This window comes from Phocaeicola sp. RTP21359st1_B8_RTP21360_211022 (assembly GCF_040911965.1).
Lineage (GTDB): Bacteria > Bacteroidota > Bacteroidia > Bacteroidales > Bacteroidaceae > Phocaeicola > Phocaeicola vulgatus.
On record NZ_JBDFXP010000016.1, the window covers coordinates 69135 to 90015 of the forward strand.

The 20881-nt window shown below is 39.3% G+C and carries 16 protein-coding genes; 9 read left to right on the forward strand and 7 right to left on the reverse strand.

Translation table 11 applies throughout. The features are described 5' to 3' along the window. The first annotated feature begins 2 nt into the window (after positions 1-2). The 6 genes from AB5062_RS10360 to AB5062_RS10385 all read left to right on the forward strand — a co-directional run bounded on the left by AB5062_RS10360 (position 3) and on the right by AB5062_RS10385 (position 7586). Positions 3-932, forward strand: a complete 930-nt coding sequence (locus tag AB5062_RS10360) for a ribonuclease Z (protein ID WP_007837771.1) — start codon at positions 3-5, stop codon at positions 930-932. A gap of 33 nt (positions 933-965) precedes the next feature. Next, entirely contained in the window at positions 966-1517 is a 552-nt protein-coding gene (locus AB5062_RS10365) for an RNA polymerase sigma factor (protein ID WP_032952272.1), read from the forward strand. A gap of 44 nt (positions 1518-1561) precedes the next feature. Next, a complete protein-coding gene (locus AB5062_RS10370; RefSeq protein WP_005848193.1) occupies positions 1562-1939 on the forward strand; it encodes a hypothetical protein in 378 nt (125 codons plus the stop codon). Between the two features lie 11 nt (positions 1940-1950). After that, positions 1951-2397 (forward strand): hypothetical protein, encoded by a 447-nt coding sequence (locus tag AB5062_RS10375; RefSeq protein ID WP_005847287.1) that lies wholly within the window; start codon positions 1951-1953, stop codon positions 2395-2397. A 273-nt stretch (positions 2398-2670) separates the two neighbouring features. Then, complete coding sequence (locus AB5062_RS10380) at positions 2671-5832, forward strand: TonB-dependent receptor (RefSeq protein ID WP_022185179.1); 3162 nt, start codon at positions 2671-2673, stop codon at positions 5830-5832. A gap of 23 nt (positions 5833-5855) precedes the next feature. Continuing rightward, complete coding sequence (locus AB5062_RS10385; RefSeq protein ID WP_032952277.1) at positions 5856-7586, forward strand: RagB/SusD family nutrient uptake outer membrane protein; 1731 nt, start codon at positions 5856-5858, stop codon at positions 7584-7586. Between the two features lie 193 nt (positions 7587-7779). Here the strand turns inward: AB5062_RS10385 and mazG are convergent, their stop codons facing one another. Beyond that, positions 7780-8565, reverse strand: a complete 786-nt coding sequence (mazG, locus tag AB5062_RS10390; RefSeq protein WP_005847278.1) for a nucleoside triphosphate pyrophosphohydrolase — start codon at positions 8563-8565, stop codon at positions 7780-7782. 110 nt (positions 8566-8675) lie between these two features. Between mazG and AB5062_RS10395 the strand changes: the two genes are divergently transcribed. Beyond that, on the forward strand, positions 8676-11303 hold the full coding sequence (locus AB5062_RS10395; protein ID WP_032952279.1) for a valine--tRNA ligase: 2628 nt from the start codon (positions 8676-8678) through the stop codon (positions 11301-11303). A 180-nt stretch (positions 11304-11483) separates the two neighbouring features. Here the strand turns inward: AB5062_RS10395 and AB5062_RS10400 are convergent, their stop codons facing one another. Then, positions 11484-11924, reverse strand: a complete 441-nt coding sequence (locus tag AB5062_RS10400; RefSeq protein WP_005847274.1) for a DUF6249 domain-containing protein — start codon at positions 11922-11924, stop codon at positions 11484-11486. Positions 11925-12068: 144 nt separating this feature from the next. Here AB5062_RS10400 and AB5062_RS10405 point away from each other — a divergent pair, with 144 nt between their 5' ends. Both AB5062_RS10405 and AB5062_RS10410 read left to right on the forward strand, forming a co-directional pair. Further along, positions 12069-12614, forward strand: coding sequence for an RNA polymerase sigma factor (locus AB5062_RS10405; RefSeq protein WP_005847272.1), 546 nt, complete (start codon positions 12069-12071; stop codon positions 12612-12614). Beyond that, the gene (locus AB5062_RS10410) at positions 12611-12988 is read left to right on the forward strand and encodes a hypothetical protein (RefSeq protein ID WP_032952280.1); all 378 of its coding nucleotides are present in this window, start codon (positions 12611-12613) and stop codon (positions 12986-12988) included. Before AB5062_RS10405 ends, AB5062_RS10410 begins: the two co-directional genes overlap by 4 nt. A 73-nt stretch (positions 12989-13061) precedes the next feature. Here the strand turns inward: AB5062_RS10410 and AB5062_RS10415 are convergent, their stop codons facing one another. The 5 genes from AB5062_RS10415 to AB5062_RS10435 form a co-directional block, all read right to left on the reverse strand. Beyond that, positions 13062-13511, reverse strand: a complete 450-nt coding sequence (locus AB5062_RS10415) for a hypothetical protein (protein ID WP_005847268.1) — start codon at positions 13509-13511, stop codon at positions 13062-13064. 70 nt (positions 13512-13581) lie between these two features. After that, positions 13582-14574, reverse strand: coding sequence for a DUF6340 family protein (locus AB5062_RS10420; RefSeq protein ID WP_005847266.1), 993 nt, complete (start codon positions 14572-14574; stop codon positions 13582-13584). A 122-nt stretch (positions 14575-14696) separates the two neighbouring features. After that, positions 14697-17993 carry a preprotein translocase subunit SecA gene (secA, locus tag AB5062_RS10425; protein ID WP_016270178.1) on the reverse strand — a complete coding sequence of 1099 codons (3297 nt, stop codon included), beginning with the start codon at positions 17991-17993 and terminating at the stop codon, positions 14697-14699. Positions 17994-18088: 95 nt separating this feature from the next. Further along, on the reverse strand, positions 18089-19672 hold the full coding sequence (locus AB5062_RS10430) for an alkaline phosphatase family protein (protein ID WP_011965647.1): 1584 nt from the start codon (positions 19670-19672) through the stop codon (positions 18089-18091). Then, positions 19669-20844, reverse strand: a complete 1176-nt coding sequence (locus AB5062_RS10435) for a DUF4105 domain-containing protein (protein ID WP_032952581.1) — start codon at positions 20842-20844, stop codon at positions 19669-19671. Before AB5062_RS10435 ends, AB5062_RS10430 begins: the two co-directional genes overlap by 4 nt. Between the last annotated feature and the right edge of the window lie 37 nt (positions 20845-20881).

A 20881-nucleotide genomic window follows, 5' to 3' on the forward strand; every position in this document is an offset into this window, starting at 1 on the left:
CGATGGAGAAATTTGAAGTACATATATTAGGATGCGGGTCAGCATTGCCGACCACACGGCATTTTGCGACATCACAAGTCGTAAATATCCGTGAAAAACTATTTATGATAGACTGTGGCGAAGGAGCACAGATGCAATTACGCAAATCAAAACTGAAATTCACCCGGCTAAACCATATATTCATTTCACATTTGCACGGTGATCATTGTTTCGGACTAATGGGACTGATATCAACTTTCGGTATGCTGGGAAGGACAGCCACACTCTATATTCACTGTCACGCAGAATTAGAACGTCTTCTTACTCCGCAACTCGACTTTTTTTGCAAAGGTATGAGTTACAAAGTCGTTTTCCAAACTTTTGATCCGGGCAAAGCTGAAATAATTTATGATGACCGTTCACTAACCATAGAAACAATTCCCTTACGTCATCGGATACCAACATGCGGATTCCTCTTTTCAGAGAAACAGACCCCCGCCCATATTCGTCGCGACATGATTGACTTTTATGAAATCCCCGTATACGAACTCAACCGGATAAAGAATGGCGCCGATTACACATTACCGGACGGAAAAATAGTACCAAACAACAAATTGACTATCCCTTCTGCCCTTCCCCGCCGATATGCCTATTGTTCAGATACTATTTATTTGCCACGTATCATAGAACAAATATACGGAGTGGACCTGTTATTTCATGAAGCCACCTTTGCACAAAGCGAACAAGCCCGTGCGAAAGAAACCTTTCACACAACTGCTTCGCAAGCTGGAGAAATCGCCCGTACCGCAAAAGTAAAACAACTTCTTATAGGACATTTTTCAGCCCGCTACGAAGATGAAAGCATATTGTTACAGGAAGCATCGGATATTTTTCCTAACACTCTACTTGCACGGGAAACATTAAAAATTTCAATAGAATCCATTAAACCATAACATAAACCGGATATCTAATTTAAAAATAGGAACATGAACACTTATAATGAGAAAGAAATAATAGCGTTATTACAGGACCCGGCACGACAAAAAGAAGCCTTCGAATGTATTGTCAACGAATACAGCGAACAGCTATATTGGCAGATACGCCGGATGGTACTTTCTCATGAAGATGCCAATGATCTGTTACAGAATACATTTATCAAAGCATGGACTAATCTAGAGTATTTTCGTGCCGAAGCCAAAATGTCGACCTGGCTTTACCGCATAGCTTTGAATGAATGCTTAACCTTTTTAAATAAACAACGTGTCACCAACCAATTATCCATAGACGACGCTGATGCAGATATGGTGAACAAACTGGAAAGTGATACATATTTTAATGGAGATGAAACTCAAATATTATTTCAAAAAGCATTACTGACGCTTCCTGAAAAACAGCGTATAGTATTCAATTTAAAATATTTTCAAGAAATGAAATATGAAGACATGTCTGAAATATTAGGAACAAGTATAGGGGCACTGAAAGCCTCCTACCACCATGCAGTGAAAAAAATAGAGAACTTTTTAAAAGAATGCCTTTAAACCTTTTTAAAAGAAATGTATCTAACAAAGAAAGGAGAACCACTATGAAGGAAGAAGATGAACTATTAAAAAAATGCGGGACAAAAAATCCATTCATGGTACCCGAAGGTTATTTCGACAACTTCTCAAAAGAGTTGATGAATAAATTGCCGGAGAAGGAACAAACTTCTACTCCGCAAGAAACAATAACTACTTGGCAACGTATCAAGCCTTGGATATATATGGCAGCTATGTTTTGTGGATTGATGTTCAGCGTCAGAGTTGTTGTAGGTCCCCCTAAACAAGACACTCCTATTTTTACAGCAGCGGAAACTGAACAATTCTCAGACGAATATATTGAAACGATTTTAGATCATTCCATGATGGATGATTATACGCTCTATCAATACTTGACAGATGCAAATTCAGATATGTATAATTAAATAATAACCACATGATACAAAGACTGGCAACCTTGCTTATCACTTTATATATAAGCATTTCGCTACAGGCGCAAGACAAAAAGAAACCTGGTTTCACCAAAGAAGAATTCAGAGCTAGACAAGAAGCATATCTCACGCAAAAAGCAGAAATAACGCAAGAAGAGGCCACTAAATTCTTCCCTATCTACTTCGAATTACAAGACCGTAAAAAAACAGTAAATGATAAAGCATGGGAGCAAGCACGCAAAGGCAAAAATCCTAAAACAACCGATGCCGAATACGAACAAATTATAGAAGGTATTGTCAAAGCAAGGATTGAAGCCGATAAATTGGATTTGGAATATCTACAGCGCTTTAAAAAAATCTTATCTCCCAAGAAAATATATAAGTTACAACGTGCAGAGATTAAATTCCACCGTGATATCTTAAAAATTATGCACCAATCTCAAAAAAAATAAAAGCAACAAGAGATATTTCCAACTTTTTCCCCAAATCTATCAATCAACTTAGATTTGGGGATTTTTGTATTTAAAAAGTTCAGAGGAACGACAAAATGATTAAGATGTTTCTTTTATAAAAACAAGTTAATTTTCTTGCTTGTTTAAGTTTTTATTACATTGATTAGAATATACTTTTATTTTTAAACATTTACCATCGAAAATATTTTGATTTATTAGATTTTATTCCTAGGTTTGTACAAACCATAAACTCACAAATCTATTACAAACATTATGAAAAAGACACTATTACTACTATTCGTATGCTTATTCGTAGGAATAAGCCATGCACAAGCACAGGTAACAGTGAAAGGAACCGTTATCTCAAGCGAAAACAACGAACCGGTAATCGGAGCTTCCGTATTGGTAAAAGGAACAACCAATGGAACAATCACCGACATCAATGGTCAGTTCACACTTACAAACATCTCACCTACCAACAAAACAATTATTGTTTCTTTCATTGGAATGGAAACCCAAGAAGTAACCATCAAGCCGGAAATGAAAATTGTTATGACTTCAACAACAGAAGTGATGGAAGAAGTTTTGGTAGTTGCTTATGGTACTGCAAAAAAATCAGCTTTTACAGGATCTGCAAAAATGATTCATACAGAACAAATAACTAAACGTCCGGTTACTAATGTCATAGAAAGTTTATCTGGACAAGTGGCAGGCCTACAAATGACAATGACAAATGGGCAGCCTGGAGAAACTCCAAGCATTCTGATACGTGGCATCAGTTCAATGAGCGCAAAAACAGATCCCCTCATCGTATTAGACGGTATGCCATACGAAGGAGGATGGAATAACATCAATCCAGCAGATGTAGAATCTATTTCTGTACTAAAAGATGCAGCATCCACAGCTCTTTATGGTGCTCGAGGTGCTAACGGTGTCATAATTATAACAACAAAATCAGCTAAAGCAGGCGATGCAAAAATCACAGTAGACGCTAAATGGAGTGCCAATACCCGTGGTGAAATAGAATATGACTACATAAAAGATCCAGGAGAATATTATCAAGCACACTATAAAGCATTATACAATTATTATTTAAATGCCCAAGGACAAACTCCTGACCAAGCATATGTCAGCGCAAATACTAATATGATAGGAACCAACAGTCAAACCGGTGGTTTATCCTACAACGTATATTCATATCCTGAAGGAGAATATCTGATTGGTAAAAACGGTCTTCTTAATCCTAATGCAAAATTAGGACGGATAGTAAACGGTTATTATCTCACTCCCGACAATTGGGTCGATGCTGTATATCATACAGCATTACGCCAAGAATACAACGTCAATATTTCAGGCGGAAGTGATAAAGCACAAATCTATGCTTCTTTTGGATATTTAGATGAAGACGGTATAGCAGAAGGGTCTGATTATAGCCGTATCACCGGTCGTTTGAAAACCACATATCAGGCTAAACCGTGGATGAGATTTGGCGCCAACATCAGTTATACACATTCAATACAGAATTCAGCTGCTGGCGGTTTTAGCCAAGCTTTCAATACAGCTCCCATATATCCACTTTACCTACGTGATACAAATGGTAAGATCATGCAGGATAAAAATGGTGATATGTACGATTTCGGAGTATCCAACCAAGGTCCTCTAAACCGTCCTATCAACCCGAACTCTAACGGAATAAAATTAAGTCAGCTCGATACATATAACACCTCTGCAAATACTTTGAATGGAGACGCATTTATAGATATTAATTTCCTGAAAGACTTCAAATTCACATTCAATGCAGGCACTTCGATACGTGACAGCCGGTACAAAAATGCTTTAAATCCTTTTTATGGAACAGCAAATTCTTTGAATGGAAGCATCAATGTCCAGCATTGGCGTCGAACAACCCTCAACCTACAACAAATATTAAATTATAATCATAGCTTCGGATTACATAACGTTTCATTGATGGCAGGTCATGAAAGCTTTAATAACGTTTATGAAGAATTATACGCAGCCAAAAACAGTATGTTCTCTTTTTTTCAGAATCAAGAATTAAACGGTGCCATCAGTGGTACCAACGATGAGTCATCCTATAAGAGTAAATACAATACTGAAGGATATTTATTCCGAGGTATGTACGACTATGACGGCAAATATTTTTTCCAACTTTCTTACCGGCGCGATGCCTCTTCCCGCTTTCACCCGGATAATCGCTGGGGTAATTTCTACTCTGTGGGAACTGCCTGGATTCTTACCAAAGAAAAATGGTTGGATGACATTAAATGGCTCGATTTATTAAAACTAAAGTTTTCTGTAGGTCAACAGGGTAATGACAGAATAGACGATTTCTTATATGTAGATACTTACAATATCAATAACAGCAATAATGAGTTATCATTAGGTTTTTCCAGAAAAGGAAATAAAAATATTACCTGGGAAACCAATACAAATATAAATTTAGGTATAGAATTCGAACTATTAAAAGGCAGATTAAGTGGTAGCATAGAATATTTCAATCGCAGAACAACTGATATGCTTAACCGTTTTTCTGTACCTTTATCATTAGGGTACTCAGGCTATTATGACAATATTGGTGACATGAATAACAAAGGTGTTGAAATTGATTTAAAATATATACCAGTCAAGACTAGAAACGTAACATGGAATATTGGCTTTAATGCAACACATTATAGAAATAAGATCAGCCGTCTTGCAGAAAGTAAAAAAACAGACATTATAGATGGACATGCCGGTTATGTAAACGGTCTGTATTATTACGGAGAAGGACTTCCAATGTATACTAACTATGTTCAAAAATATGCAGGTGTGTCCGAAGAAGGCAAACCACAATGGTATTATACAGATAAGCAAACCGGTGAGATGAAAACAACAACCACCTATTCTCAAGCTGATCTATACTTATGTGGTGACGCTGTTCCAGACCTATACGGTGGTATCAATACCTCTCTTTCATTTTATGGTTTTGATTTCTCTGCACAAATAAACTACAGTATAGGAGGTCAGGCATACGACTATGGTTACCAAGCATTAATGTCACCTCCTACTTCAACTCATTTAGGATACAATGTTCACAAAGATATTTATAAAGCATGGAGCCCGGAGAATACTCAAAGTGATATTCCACAATGGCAATTCAATGACCTGTACAGTGTAAAAACATCCGACAGGTTTCTAACTAATGCATCTTCCATAAGTATTCAAAACATTCAATTAGGATATACTTTCAGCAAAAAAACACTTAGAAGTCTATATCTAACTAATCTGCGCATTTATGTGGCCTGTGACAATGTTTATTATTGGTCAAAAAGAAAAGGTTTCGATTCACGCGTAACATGGAACGGAAATAAAGATTCATCCGGAGAATATTCAGCCGTACGCGCATTCTCCGCCGGTCTAAGTTTACAATTCTAATCAACACATAAACAATCAAGAATATGAAAAAGAAATATATTACCAAACTAATGATTGCTGCATGTCTGTCATCAGCATTAAGCTTAAACAGTTGTATCGAAGAGGTATTTCCAGAAAGTAGCACAGCTACCATAGACCAAATAGGAAAATCTGACCAAGCTATCAGCGCAATGGTAAATTCAGTAGTCGCATTTATTAATGCATTTAGAAGTTACGGTCCACAATTTTATCATGATTTTGGATATAGTGGATATAATTTAATCAGAGAAAGTGCATGCGAAGACTTCTTCTGCCACGAACCCAAATTTGACTTTTTTGATACTTATGGAGTATGTAATGATTTGGGTGACGCCGATGTTGTCAATACCATTTGGTATTATAACTACAAGTTTCTGAATAATGTAAATAATGCACTGAGTGCTTTAGAAAAAGCAGATGATGCACCCGAAAACAAGTATTATAAAGGTATATGCCTATCTTATAGAGCCATGATATACATGGACTTAGTCCGAATGTATGAATATAAAAAAACAGGAGTAGAGAAATTAGATGCAGAAGCAGCCAGTAAAAATTTATATGGCATAACCGTACCTATTATTACCGCTGAAACCACAGAAGAAGAAGGGCGTAATAATCCACGTGCTCCCTTCTATGCCGTATACAAATTCATATTAGATGACCTAGCCTCAGCTGAGGAGCTTTTGAGTGATTATCAACGCCCAACCAAAAACTTGCCCTGTACCCCAGTTGTCCATGGTCTGATGGCACGTATATGGCTGGAAATGGGATCTCGTTTCGAACTTTACCCTGAAGATCTCAACACCCTAAACAACAATACAGATTTAAACATTGCATCAAAAGAAACTTGTTTCACTAAAGCAGCCGAATACGCACGCAAAGTCATTAACGAAAGCGGAGCAATGCCTCTGACCGAAAAGGAATGGTTTGGCGGAGACAGCTATACTACCGGATTCAACAGTGTACTAACCAATTCATGGGTATGGGGATCCATCATGACTACCGAGGATGTACATAGCTATTGGCTCAACTTTGCCGGAAGCATGTGTCCTGAACAAACTTTCGGTTACGGTAACCGAAAATGGCAAGGATACAAGCTTATCGGCAAAAAATTGTTCGATCAAATACCAAATGCAGACTGGCGAAAAACAACTTGGATTGCTCCTGAAGATGCACACAAAGCTCCCGGAACTAAATATAGAACTTTGTTGACCGATGATGATTTCGCTGATATGCCTCCATATACAGGTATCAAATTCCGACCTAAAAATGGAGAAATGAACGATTATACAATCGGAGCTGCCGTTGACTATCCGTTAATGCGTATAGAGGAAATGTATTTAATCGAAGCCGAAGCAATAGGAATGAGCCAAGGATTAGCAGCCGGTATTTCTAAATTAGAAGATTTCGTAAACACATTTCGTTATAATACTTCTGTGGGTAGCTATACATGTAAAGTAAATGATCTAAAAGAGTTTCAAAAGAAGGTTGTTGAACAGAAACGTATTGAATTCTGGGGTGAAGGGATCATCTTTTGGGATTACAAACGGTTAGAGTTACAAGTTGTTCGTGGTTATCCGGGTACTAATGCTCCTATTGGATATCGATTTAATTCAATAGAAGGCTACTGTGCGCCCTGGATGAATATCTTTATCAGTCTTTATGAAAATGTATTCAACAAAGGTGCTGTTTTAAATCCTGATCCTTCACAAGCCATCAAAGAATGGGTAGAATAAAATTCATATAAAACTTATTTCATAAAGAATGGGGAGCTGTCATAAAAAAGACAGCCCCTCATTCTTATAGAACACAATTTGATATCACCATACATTAAATTACCTAGAATAAATACAATACCCTTTATTGATTAAAACAGAAAAACAAGCAAGACAAAAATAGCACACATCATAAAAAACAATTCCAACCCTACTATTTTTCTTCCTTTTTAGCCTCATTCCATATAGCATCCATCTCTTCCAAAGTCATATCCTTCAAGTTCTTTCCCTGTTTGATGGTGTGTTCCTCTAAGTAATTGAAACGACGGATAAACTTCTGGTTAGTGAGTTCCAATGCATTATCCGGATTAATCTTGTAAAGGCGGGCCGCGTTTATAAGACTGAACATTACATCACCGAATTCCGCTTCCGCCTTCTCCTTATCCATGTTCTCCACCTCAGCTTCAAACTCGCCGATCTCCTCTTTTACTTTAGTCCAAACCTGCGAACGCTCCTCCCAATCAAATCCCACGTTACGAGCCTTATCCTGAATGCGGTATGCCTTGATTAGCGAAGGTAAAGCAGAAGGTACTCCACTCAAAACCATTTTGTTACCATCCTTTTCCTTCATCTTCAACTGTTCCCAATTTTCAGTCACCTTCTCGGCAGTCTCGGCTTTCACTTCGCCAAAAACATGAGGATGACGGAAAATCAGCTTCTCACAAAGACAGTCACACACATCCTTGATATCAAAATCTCCTGTTTCACTACCTATCTTTGCATAAAAGGCCACATGCAACAACACATCACCCAACTCTTTACAGATATCCTTCTTGTCATCCTTCATCAAAGCATCACAAAGTTCGTAAGTTTCTTCAATCGTATTAGGACGCAGACTTTCATTCGTCTGTTTCCGATCCCAAGGACACTTCTCTCGCAACTCGTCTAAAATATCGAGGAAGCGGCCAAATGCTTCCATTTGTTCTTTTCTTGTATGCATAATCAGTTTATTAATATCATTTTGTAGTGCAAAAGTACATAATAATCCAACGACTTTTATTAATTTTGCACTCAATTATGCGATAATCAATTAAATAAATAAAATATAAAATGGAATTAGCAAGTAAGTACAATCCCGCTGACGTGGAAGGAAAATGGTATCAGTATTGGCTGGACAACAAACTCTTTAGTTCAAAACCCGACGGACGTGAACCTTACACAGTCGTCATTCCACCACCCAACGTAACCGGAGTACTCCATATGGGACACATGCTAAACAATACCATTCAGGATATATTAGTACGCCGTGCCCGCATGGAAGGCAAGAATGCCTGCTGGGTGCCGGGAACCGACCATGCTTCCATTGCCACAGAAGCCAAAGTGGTGAACAAACTGGCCGGACAAGGTATAAAGAAAACTGACCTTAGCCGTGACGAATTCCTGAAACATGCCTGGGCGTGGACAGAAGAACATGGAGGTATTATCCTGAAACAGCTGCGCAAACTAGGTGCATCCTGCGATTGGGACCGTACAGCATTCACCATGGACGAAGAACGTAGCGAAAGTGTCATCAAAGTATTCGTAGACCTTTACAACAAAGGTTTGATCTATCGCGGTGTACGCATGGTAAACTGGGACCCAAAAGCACTGACAGCTCTCAGTGATGAAGAAGTTATTTATAAGGAAGAACACAGCAAACTGTATTATCTCCGTTACAAAGTAGAAGGTGATGCTGAAGGACGCTATGCGGTAGTTGCTACCACTCGTCCCGAAACAATTATGGGAGATACTGCCATGTGTATCAATCCCAATGACCCGAAAAACCAATGGCTGAAAGGCAAAAAGGTAATTGTACCACTGGTAAACCGTATCATTCCGGTTATCGAAGACGACTACGTAGACATTGAATTTGGTACAGGATGTCTGAAAGTAACACCCGCCCATGATGTGAATGACTATATGCTTGGCGAAAAATATAACTTGCCCAGCATTGATATCTTCAATGATAACGGAACACTGAGCGAAGCTGCCGGACTGTATGTAGGTATGGACCGTTTTGATGTACGTAAACAGATTGAACAAGACTTGCAAGCTGCCGGATTGCTGGAAAAGGTAGAAGCTTATACTAATAAGGTAGGTTTCTCGGAACGTACCAATGTAGCCATCGAACCGAAACTGTCCATGCAGTGGTTCTTGAAGATGCAACATTTTGCAGACATGGCATTGCCTCCTGTAATGAATGATGAACTGAAATTCTATCCTGCCAAATACAAGAACACCTACAAAAACTGGCTGGAAAATATCAAAGACTGGTGTATCAGCCGCCAGCTTTGGTGGGGACATCGCATTCCGGCATACTTTCTGCCTGAAGGCGGTTATGTAGTAGCCGAAACAGCGGAAGAAGCTTTGAAGTTGGCACAAGAAAAAACCGGTAATACCAATCTGAAAATGGAAGATTTACGTCAAGACGATGACTGTCTGGACACTTGGTTCTCTTCATGGCTGTGGCCCATTTCTTTATTTAACGGTATCAATAATCCTAATAATGAAGAAATAAACTACTATTATCCTACTAGTGACTTGGTTACAGGACCGGATATCATTTTCTTCTGGGTGGCACGAATGATTATGGCAGGATATGAATATAAAGGTGATATGCCGTTCAAAAACGTTTATTTCACTGGTATCGTACGCGACAAACTGGGACGTAAGATGTCAAAGTCTTTGGGCAATTCACCCGACCCGTTGGAACTAATTGACAAGTATGGTGCCGATGGCGTGCGAATGGGTATGATGCTTGCCGCTCCCGCAGGAAACGATATTTTATTTGATGATGCGTTATGTGAACAAGGACGTAACTTCAATAACAAAATATGGAATGCATTCCGCTTGGTGAAAGGTTGGGAAGTTGCCGATATTGCACAGCCCGAATATGCAAGACTGGCCACTGAATGGTTTGAATCCATGTTGGCAAAAACAGCTGCAGAAGTAGCTGACTTATTCGGCAAATATCGTTTGAGCGAAGCACTGATGGCTGTATACAAATTATTCTGGGACGAATTCTCAAGCTGGTATCTGGAAATGATCAAGCCGGCATACGGACAACCCATTGACAAAGCGACCTATGAAAAAACTTTAGGCTTCTTTGATAACTTGCTGAAGTTGCTGCATCCGTTCATGCCTTTCATTACCGAAGAGTTATGGCAACATATATATGACCGCAAAGAAGGGGAAAGCCTGATGGTCCAGCAATTGAACATTCCGACTGCTTGTAATGAGATTATCGTCAAAGAATTTGAAGTAGTGAAAGAAGTAATCGGTGGTATCCGTACTATTCGTTTACAGAAAAACATTGCACAGAAAGAAACTTTGGAGTTGCAAGTAGTAGGTGTAAATCCAGTAGCTACATTCAATCCTGTTATTACTAAATTGTGTAACCTCTCTTCTATCGAAGCCGTAGAGAATAAAGTTGACGGCTCCGGCTCATTTATGGTAGGTACCACTGAATATGCCATACCATTGGGCAATTTAATCAACACAGAAGAAGAACTGGCAAAACTGGAGGCTGATTTAAAATATCAGGAAGGCTTTTTGCAAAGTGTATTGAAAAAATTAAGCAATGAAAAATTTGTCAGCAAAGCACCAGCCAATGTTATTGATATGGAACGCAAGAAACAGGCTGATGCAGAAAGCAAAATAGCTTCTTTAAAAGAAAGTATTGCTGCTTTGAAAAAATAAAAAAATATACCGCTTTACAGAGATTGCAACATTCTATGTAAAGCGGTCATCACTTCTTTTTTAATAAAGAGATGTGTCAAAAGTAATTCTGCTATTGTCTTGCTGCAAAGCTCGGATAGTTTTGATAATTACTTCAAATTTTGACACATCTCTTTCTTTTTTCTAATTGTCTTTCATTATTCAACGGGTATGATCTTTCCTGTTTTTCTGAGAAATTTTCAATTCTACTATAAAAGCAACTACCAAGCCCAAACCACCAAAAAGCAAGACATTTGCACCATAAATCAATGAAGTTAACTCGCTCATGCGCCAATTACGCTCTGTGAAATAATCGGGAACCGTGGTTGCACAAATAATATAACCAGTCAACAACCCTAGTCCCATACCCAGCAACAAACAGCCAAATTTCAAGGCCGAAAAAGAAATCGGAGAAGATGACATGAAAGGAGTTCCTACAGGAAGAGGCAGGCTAAGCCTGTTCCCCAACATGGAAGGATCTAACTTGTCTCCCAATTTTTCTATCATAGTAAGACGCTCTTTCTTACCAACAAAAAGTTCAAATAATTTGTAGATTCCTAATGTAATGATACCTACAACAATCCAACCGGTAATGTAACCCATAATTTATTCGTATTTAAGTTATTAATTTTGTTCCTTTGTATTCATTAGACGCTGCGTAGCCAAAGAGGTTACACTTTTGAGAAAGAAAAAAATATTTTCTCTTTTTATGTAACCTCTCTCCCAGCCCTGCGTCTAATAGACAAAATGGAAAACGACGAAACACATATTATTCATAGGATATTAAAAGGAGAAACTTCTCTCTACGAATACTTCTTGGATAAATACAGTCAGCAAGTATTTATCTTGATTATACGCATCGTGGAGAATCAGGAGGATGCGGAAGAGTTGACCCAGGATACGTTCTTGAAAGCCTTTGAACATCTTTCGTCGTTTAAAGCAGAGAGTAGTTTCTCTACATGGATATACCGCATTGCATATAACACCGCCATATCGGCAACCAGAAAAAGAAAGCAAGAGTTAATTGTTATGGACAGTGCCATGTTAATGAATATATCCGACCAGCAAATAGACGATGCCCTGAATGATGAAAGCGGGGAACGGGTAGGAAAGCTCAATAAGGCCATCAAGAAACTGGATGCAGAAGAACGCGCCTTGATTTCCCTATTTTATAATGAAGAGAAAACTATCGGTGAAATCGCTCTTATCCTGGGACTGACGGAAAGCAATGCAAAAGTAAAATTGCATCGAATAAGAAAAAAATTATATATACTCATAACAGAAGCAGAATGAACGAGAAACAAAAAGATAAAGGATTAATGAAGGCTGTAAAAGAACAGCCCCAATTCCGGCTGACCTCCAATTTTACTTTCCGCACCATGCAGAAAGTAGAGGAAGCTATACTCTTACGTGAAAAGAAACAGGAGAGAAAGATGTTACTAGCTACTATTGCTGCTTCTCTATTCTTAATAATAAGCGGCAGCATCGGCCTGTATATTTATTTTGGAAATCACATTAAGGAAACTATGTATCATGCATTTCTTGCTGGCAGTCATGTTTTAAAAATACAAATTCCTCTCATTTATCTGCTATTCATCATAACTATACCCTTATTCATGGTTTTTGACCGATGGATGAGAAAACAATATTTTAAACGCCACTCTTGAAAAAACATTTTCCTCACCTATGATATAAAAAAGCATCGGAAACTTTACTATCCCGATGCTCCTATTATTTTATCTATTTTTCAAGCAAGTCTTTTAAAAATGCATCCAATTCTTCATCCAACCCCTTTAAAAGTTCATCATTCAGCAATAAAGTGTCTTCATCATCTATCAATAAAAGTTCGGTTACAGTTTCCCTATCCTCATCAACCAAAACAAAAGAATAAGGCTTCATTATAGCTAACTTATCCAAAACTCCCGTATCTTTCAATGCGTTGATCTCCCCACGAAGTATACGCTCTACTATTGTATAAAAATCATCTTCACTATAATCCACCCACTCTTCAATTATGGTACGTGACAATTCTTCGTCATCATCATTAAAAATAACTAATTCACCACTGTCCTGCTTAGGTTGCAAATGGATATCGGTGACTACCGTTCTCTCTCCATCCGCTATATATTTATCAACCGCTTCCCGAAGCGAAGACGCAATAGAAGCATGTGACTGTGCACTGAGTTTCATACCAAAATCAATTTTATATATTATTTATATCCAAAAGTACAAAAAAAATCTTTCTCTCAACACTTATTCTCTAAAAATTATCATCAAAACGTTTCATTTGTATTCTCAATTGGGATAGCTTACTCTCTCTTTTCTCTAACTCCAATGAATAAAAGGCTATCAATTGTTCATCCCTGCTGCCTGATTTCACCAAATTCTTCGCTTTACCCAACCATTCCTTGGCCTGTTCTACATTATCCTTTATTTCATAATATAGTGCAATATTAAAAGCCGCTTTCATCTTTTGCTGGCCTTTTCTCTTCTCATAGGCTATCTTCCACTGACTATACGCTTCATCCCAATTGTTCTCACGAAGATATACACCGGCATCGCGCATTTCAATATTCCCGCCATCGTAATAAAAACGAGCCACCTCATCCCAATGTGGCAACAGATGTTCTACTGGAATAGAAGCGGCATATTCCGAAGCTTCTTTTACTATCTTCCGGTCAGAAAGAGCTGGTTCTATTTCCCAGGAAATGGTATCTTGCTTGGCAACTACAAACAAAGGTTTATCACGATTGGGAATATATACTCTAACAATCGGAGATATAATTCCATCTACAGCATCTATAGGCATAGGAAAATCCGGATAGAACAGTACGCCGGGCTTAGTCTGAATATGAATACGATCAAAAGACAATATCATATCCACTCCCAAGTCCTCGCTCAGTTTCCGTACTTCCTCTTTAGTCAGAATGACATTAACCCGTGGCACTTTATCCTGTGCCCGGAATACAGAATCACAGATAATGACCTGATCGAAATAATTCACATTGGCAATATTCTCTGCCAAAGCTTCGGATGCCACTTTACCATCGCCTTCCAATTCGCTGCTCAGTATTTCATGATTATCTTTAGTTTTCAGTACAGGCATATTGTTTATCACAGCCACTTTTCTCACAGCATCCGGAAAACTGACATCGGCTGCCTGTAACTGGTCAAAAGATATGGTCTGCAAACTGCTGCAGGAAGCAAAAAGTGTCCCGGCAACTAGAATTATTAATGAGGCGGATCTTTTCATATTATCATTTTTTCTTAGGGAACAAAAATACGCTTATTTATGTAAGAAGTAAGTTAAAAGGAATAAAAAAAACGTCCGGGTAGTAAATTCTACCCGAACGTTTCTATAATAATCGTTATTTATCACGCATTTTGCCCGTGACAGTTCTTATATTTCTTACCGCTTCCGCAAGGACAAGGATCGTTACGACCCACTGTCTTTTCCGCACGAACCGGCTCACGCTTTACCTCGCGGGTGTCATGTTCGGCAGCAGCTTGCTGGTGAGGATCACTTAAATCCTGCTTTTCCTCTCTATACTGTTGACGAGGAGCCTGCGGTTCGGGAGCAGCTTCACGAACTTGTTCCGGTTCTTGAACCGGGATTTGTCCACGCATCAATACAGAAATGGTATTGTTATTGATCTTATTTACCATGTTGTCAAACAAATTGACAGATTCCAACTTAAAGATCAGCAGCGGATCTTTCTGCTCATAGCTAGCATTCTGTACAGAATGTTTCAGTTCATCCAGTTCACGCAGGTTTTCTTTCCATGCATCATCAATAGTATGAAGCAGAATCGCCTTCTCAAATGACTTCACAATCTCCTTGCCTTCTGTTTCATAAGCCGCCTTCAAGTTGACAGAGATATTATACAAGCGTTTGCCATCCGTAATAGGAATCATGATGTTTTCGTACATATGTCCTTGCATCTCATATACCTGTTTGATAACGGGATTGGCAATCTGGGCCATACGGTCTGTCTTGCGCTTGAAGTTGTTCATTGCCGCTTCAAAGGTTTTCTCAGCAAGATCTTCTTTTCTCATCTTGTTGTACTCCTCTTCTGTGAATGGTACTTCCATTGCCAATGTCTGCAATATTTCCATCTTCACATTATCAAAGTCGCCCAATTCTACAGCATAAGCGCAACGATCCCAAATCATATTCACGATATCCATACCGATACGCTCACCCATCAAGGCATGACGACGTTTGGTATAAACAGCCACACGCTGTTTGTTCATCACATCATCATATTCCAGCAAGCGTTTACGAATACCAAAGTTATTTTCTTCCACTTTCTTCTGAGCACGTTCAATGGAATTTGAAATCATCTTGTGCTCAATCATCTCACCTTCTTTGAAGCCAAGTTTATCCATTACACTGGCAATACGATCTGAAGAGAACAAACGCATCAAATCATCTTCCAATGATACAAAGAACACAGATGAACCCGGATCCCCTTGACGACCGGCACGACCACGCAACTGACGGTCCACGCGGCGACTTTCATGACGTTCCGTACCGATAATAGCCAAACCGCCCGCAGCTTTCACTTCCGGACTCAGCTTAATGTCGGTACCACGACCTGCCATGTTGGTAGCAATAGTCACGATACTCTTCTGACCTGCCTGTGCCACAATATCCGCCTCTCTTTGATGCAGTTTCGCATTCAACACATTATGCTCAATCTTGCGCATTGCAAGCATTTTGCTCAACATTTCAGAGATTTCCACCGAAGTGGTACCTACCAGAACAGGACGTCCTTCTTTTACCATTTCTTCAATCTCTTCGATGACAGCTTTATACTTCTCACGTTTTGTCTTATAAACGCGATCATTCATATCTTTACGGGCAATAGGACGATTCGTCGGAATAACAACGACATCCAATTTATAAATATCCCAAAGTTCTCCCGCTTCCGTTTCCGCTGTACCGGTCATACCCGACAATTTATGATACATACGGAAATAGTTCTGTAAAGTGATGGTAGCAAAGGTCTGGGTAGCAGCTTCCACCTTCACGCCTTCTTTGGCCTCAATAGCCTGATGCAAACCGTCAGAATAACGACGGCCTTCCATAATACGTCCTGTCTGTTCGTCAACAATCTTAACCTGTCCGTCGATTACAACATATTCGTCATCCTTTTCGAACATGGCATAAGCCTTCAGCAACTGGTTGATAGTGTGTACGCGTTCAGACTTGATAGCGTAATTTGTCATCAGTTCATCTTTCTTGGCCAGTTTTTCTTCTTCTGTCAAATCTGTCTCATTTTCCAAAGCAGACAATTGGGAAGTAATATCAGGCAAAACGAATAAAGTAGGATCTGCCGCATTTCCTGTAATCAGGTCGATACCTTTATCGGTCAAATCTACGCTGTTTTGCTTTTCATCAATTACGAAATACAATGGATCAGTGGCCTCAGGCATACGCTTGTTATTCTGTTCCATATAAATTTCCTCTGTCTTCAGCATACCTGCCTTAATACCTTGTTCACTTAGGAACTTGATTAACGGCTTATTTTTGGGCAGTGCCTTATGACTACGGAACAATGCCAAAAATCCCTCTTCCTGATCTTTCTTGTCATCCGATGCAATCAAGCGTTTGGCATCGGCCAAATATTGGGTAGCCAACTTTTTCTGAGCTTCAAACAGACGCTCTACCAAAGGACGGAGTTGCTCAAACAACTGATCCTCACCTTTAGGAACAGGACCAGAAATAATCAACGGAGTACGAGCATCGTCAATCAATACAGAGTCCACCTCATCGACAATAGCATAATTATGTTTACGCTGCACCAAGTCTTTTGGACTGACAGCCATATTGTCACGCAAGTAATCGAAACCGAATTCATTGTTCGTACCGAAAGTGATATCGGCCATATAAGCTCTGCGGCGTGCATCAGAATTGGGCTGGTGTTTATCAATACAGTCCACACTCAATCCATGGAACTGATACAATGGCCCCATCCATTCCGAGTCACGTTTTGACAAGTAATCATTAACAGTAACTACATGTACGCCATTACCGGTCAGTGCATTCAAAAACACAGGCAAAGTGGCTACCAACGTCTTACCTTCACCAGTAGCCATTTCGGCAATCTTGCCTTTATGTAACACTACACCACCGAATAACTGCACATCGTAATGCACCATGCTCCATACCATGTCATTACCACCAGCAATCCAATGGTTCTGCCAAATCGCCTTATCGCCCTCAATACGCACAAAATCTTTTCCCTGAGCAGCCAGTTCACGGTCAAAATCGGTAGCGGTTACAACCAATTCCGGATTTTCAGAAAAACGGCGTGCAGTGTCTTTTACAATGGCAAAAGCCTGCGGAAGTACATCATCCAGTGCTTTTTCATATTTTTCCAGCACTTCTTTTTCCAGTTTGTCTATCTGCGCGAAGATGCCCTCACGATCTTCCAGTTCTGTAGTTTCGATAGTACCTTTCAATTCTTCTATCTTCTTTTGTTCCTCAGCAGCCGAATCAGAAATGTACTTCTTTAATTCTACTGTTTTTGCACGAAGCTCGTCATTGCTCAATTTGGCAATTTCCGGATAAACAGCCTTTATTTTATCAACCCATGGCTTGATTTCTTTCATGTCACGAGTGGCCTTATTTCCAAACAATTTGCCAATAAATTCATTAAATCCCATTGTATTTTTTGTTTTTATTATTTTCTAATTTGATTACTTTTGAAAGTGCAAAGTTACAATAAAATGCTGATTTATTTGCACTTCTCTCCTTAATATTATTTTCTGATGTCTGTCATTGGTGCCAGAACGGCTGCATTAGGAGCACGAATACGCATGTAATGGGCTACGGTGGGTGCTATATTGCCTATTTTTATAGGCGCATGGATTATTTCCGGTTTCATTCCGTTCCCAATGAAAATCAATGGAGCCGACGCATATGAATAGCGTTGCACCTGCGTATCAAGCGAATGTTCACGGAATACAGTCCAGCCTGGTAAGACTTCTATCCATAAATCTCCGGAACATATCGGGTTATAGTAATTCTTAATTTTATCAATGGTAGGAGTCCACGCTCCCAATTGCAAACGTTGTGAAGAATACACATCTTTCACTCCGCTGAACTGTACCAAGAATTCTGCCGCACGATTTAATATCTCGGATATATTCAGTTGTTTCTGCTCTATCAGCTTATGATTCAAGTATATTTGCTGCTCAAAATGCGCCTCCACCCATTGTCCTTCACCGTAAATAGCTGCCAAATAAAGGTTCAACAGAGCAGAACAACGTTCAATATGGAATTCTCCACCCGGTATTTTATATTGAGGAGAATCAACAGGATCAGCGTCAGCATATCCTGTAGAGGTTATAAAGAATAAAGTATTGTTCAAACCAACCTTCCGGTCTATCAATTCCAATAATTCAGCAATACTGTTGTCCAGACGTACATAGGTATCCTGCATTTCCATCGGGAGTTCTGCAGGAGCCTTATGATCATAATTCCCGGCATAATATGCCAGTGACAAAAAGTCCGGAACAGCATCCTTTCCAATGGAAGTATTACTAAAACAAGCATTAACCAAACGGTTTACCTCATCATTAGCATAAGGGCTTGTTTTCAATTTACGGTATTTATTTTTCCGCTCGTCATCGAAATTATGCTTGAACGTAACTTGTTTGTTCTCGCTAGTCAAATATTTATAGACAGTCACAGGCAAATAAGGCTCCCACGACATATTGCCGATACGGAAATCCAATCCTTCACGGTCATTATAAGTAGTCACCCATGCAGGAAATGTACCATAATATGTACTGCCACTCCATTTTCCTGTTTCATCATTCAACCAGAATGCACCTTTCGAAGCATGACCGGCAGCCAACACCGCCATTTCACGTGTAGGAGCGATAGAATAAACTTCAGCTATTCCTTGTGTGGCTATTACCAACTCATCTGTCAAAGTCGACACCTTCATTTTCTGCGGAGAAGTGGACTCTGAAGTGTAAATACCCATAAAATCAGCATCGTCCACACAATTAAGGACTCGCAGAGTACTGCGGTCCATCCAGTTATCCCCCACGATTCCGTTGGTATAAGGTGTAGTGCCAGAATAAATGGCCGCTACAGCTGATGACTTATCCACATTAATAAAGTCATATTCGGCATTCCGATAAATCCGTCCTTCTCTCCACAACCGCTTGAAACCACGTTCACCGTATAAAGCCGAAAAAGCCTCTATATAATCAGTCCGCAACTGGTCAATAGTCAATCCGACCACCAACCTGGGAACCGCAGGAATGTTCTGTGCCTGCAACCCTGTTAATGCGATAACAGTCAAAAGAGAAGTTAAGATGCGTCCTTTCATTTATTGTTTTGTCTGTAATATAATAAAACGTGGTTTGCAGAACATATCAACAAACACAGTGCCAAAGGTAATACCGTTACATTGAATTTTTGCTGTACAAACGGCATTATCATTATAAAAAGTGTTAAATACACTACATTTATTGTATGATAGAGGTCTTTTTTACCTTTTATAGCTCGACAAACCATGATCGGAAGGTAAATTAAAGGGATAGGATTCAATAAAAGGATAAGCCAATTGGACCCTACCGTAGGATGAGTAGAAAAAAAGACCAGGAAAGTAATGACACACCCCGCTAACCCTTGTACACCAAAAAGAAGCAAATTCCAAATCCAGATTATTTTCCTGGTTTTAAACTGCAACCATCCTACAAAACAAGTAATTCCTATTAAAATAAAGACACACGCCAGGGGTGACAATGGAAAACCGTCACCAACATTCTCCGGTTCTGCATCCACCACCTTTTTTTCATGCAGAATCAAAGGACGCACGCTGTCACCTACTACTATAGTCGCTTTTTTTGCCGCTTCCAGCAAATAAAAAGGGGCGAACATCTGCTTACGCGCATCAATAGGCTTATCAGCTTCACTGCCCAAACACATATCAATGCCCAGTTCATCCCATTTGTGTCCTTTAGTATATTGATGGACAATATCCCGAAAAGAGAGTCCCTCCTTTCCTTCAGAATAAACAACCTTCCCTTCAATACACCTTTCTATTACATCACGCGCACGGGTAGTGCAATTATCATAGAAAAAGTTATAACGGTAAACCCTATTCTCCGGCAGATAATTCTCTTCCAGCAATCTTCTGAGCTCCTGTTTTTCCGAAATAGTCAAATTCAATGTCTGCTGATAAACAGAGGAACCACGCATAGCATAACTGCCTTCAAAATAAGGATAACGGGTTACGCCCAATTCATAATCAGTTTCTCCTTTGACAAAACGATAGATAAAATGGGGAGTATTAAAGCTGAACATACCATAATTAAACACCCAGTCCTCTCCACGTGCCTTATCCTCATAGCGCAATGCCGTATGCCCGAACAAAGCATATATTTCCGTACCGGGAGCACAAGTCATCAGACTTACCTTTATGTTATCTTCCTGACCTCTAACCGATTGACCCAAGAAAAAGAATAACAATATCAATGCTATAATTAATTTATTCATAAATTCCATTCTCTGTTTACCGATGCAAAAGTACACC

Excerpts from the sequence above, each read along its gene's own strand:
- AB5062_RS10410 (WP_032952280.1), top strand. The coding sequence starts at position 12,611 with ATGAACGAGAAACAAAAAGATAAAGGATTAATGAAGGCTGTAAAAGAA.
- mazG (WP_005847278.1), bottom strand. The coding sequence starts at position 8,565 with ATGCATACAAGAAAAGAACAAATGGAAGCATTTGGCCGCTTCCTCGAT.
- secA (WP_016270178.1), bottom strand. The coding sequence starts at position 17,993 with ATGGGATTTAATGAATTTATTGGCAAATTGTTTGGAAATAAGGCCACT.
- AB5062_RS10395 (WP_032952279.1), top strand. The coding sequence starts at position 8,676 with ATGGAATTAGCAAGTAAGTACAATCCCGCTGACGTGGAAGGAAAATGG.
- AB5062_RS10415 (WP_005847268.1), bottom strand. The coding sequence starts at position 13,511 with ATGAAACTCAGTGCACAGTCACATGCTTCTATTGCGTCTTCGCTTCGG.
- AB5062_RS10400 (WP_005847274.1), bottom strand. The coding sequence starts at position 11,924 with ATGGGTTACATTACCGGTTGGATTGTTGTAGGTATCATTACATTAGGA.
- AB5062_RS10375 (WP_005847287.1), top strand. The coding sequence starts at position 1,951 with ATGATACAAAGACTGGCAACCTTGCTTATCACTTTATATATAAGCATT.
- AB5062_RS10405 (WP_005847272.1), top strand. The coding sequence starts at position 12,069 with ATGGAAAACGACGAAACACATATTATTCATAGGATATTAAAAGGAGAA.
- AB5062_RS10360 (WP_007837771.1), top strand. The coding sequence starts at position 3 with ATGGAGAAATTTGAAGTACATATATTAGGATGCGGGTCAGCATTGCCG.
- AB5062_RS10430 (WP_011965647.1), bottom strand. The coding sequence starts at position 19,672 with ATGAAAGGACGCATCTTAACTTCTCTTTTGACTGTTATCGCATTAACA.
- AB5062_RS10370 (WP_005848193.1), top strand. The coding sequence starts at position 1,562 with ATGAAGGAAGAAGATGAACTATTAAAAAAATGCGGGACAAAAAATCCA.
- AB5062_RS10385 (WP_032952277.1), top strand. The coding sequence starts at position 5,856 with ATGAAAAAGAAATATATTACCAAACTAATGATTGCTGCATGTCTGTCA.
- AB5062_RS10420 (WP_005847266.1), bottom strand. The coding sequence starts at position 14,574 with ATGAAAAGATCCGCCTCATTAATAATTCTAGTTGCCGGGACACTTTTT.
- AB5062_RS10365 (WP_032952272.1), top strand. The coding sequence starts at position 966 with ATGAACACTTATAATGAGAAAGAAATAATAGCGTTATTACAGGACCCG.
- AB5062_RS10435 (WP_032952581.1), bottom strand. The coding sequence starts at position 20,844 with ATGAATAAATTAATTATAGCATTGATATTGTTATTCTTTTTCTTGGGT.
- AB5062_RS10380 (WP_022185179.1), top strand. The coding sequence starts at position 2,671 with ATGAAAAAGACACTATTACTACTATTCGTATGCTTATTCGTAGGAATA.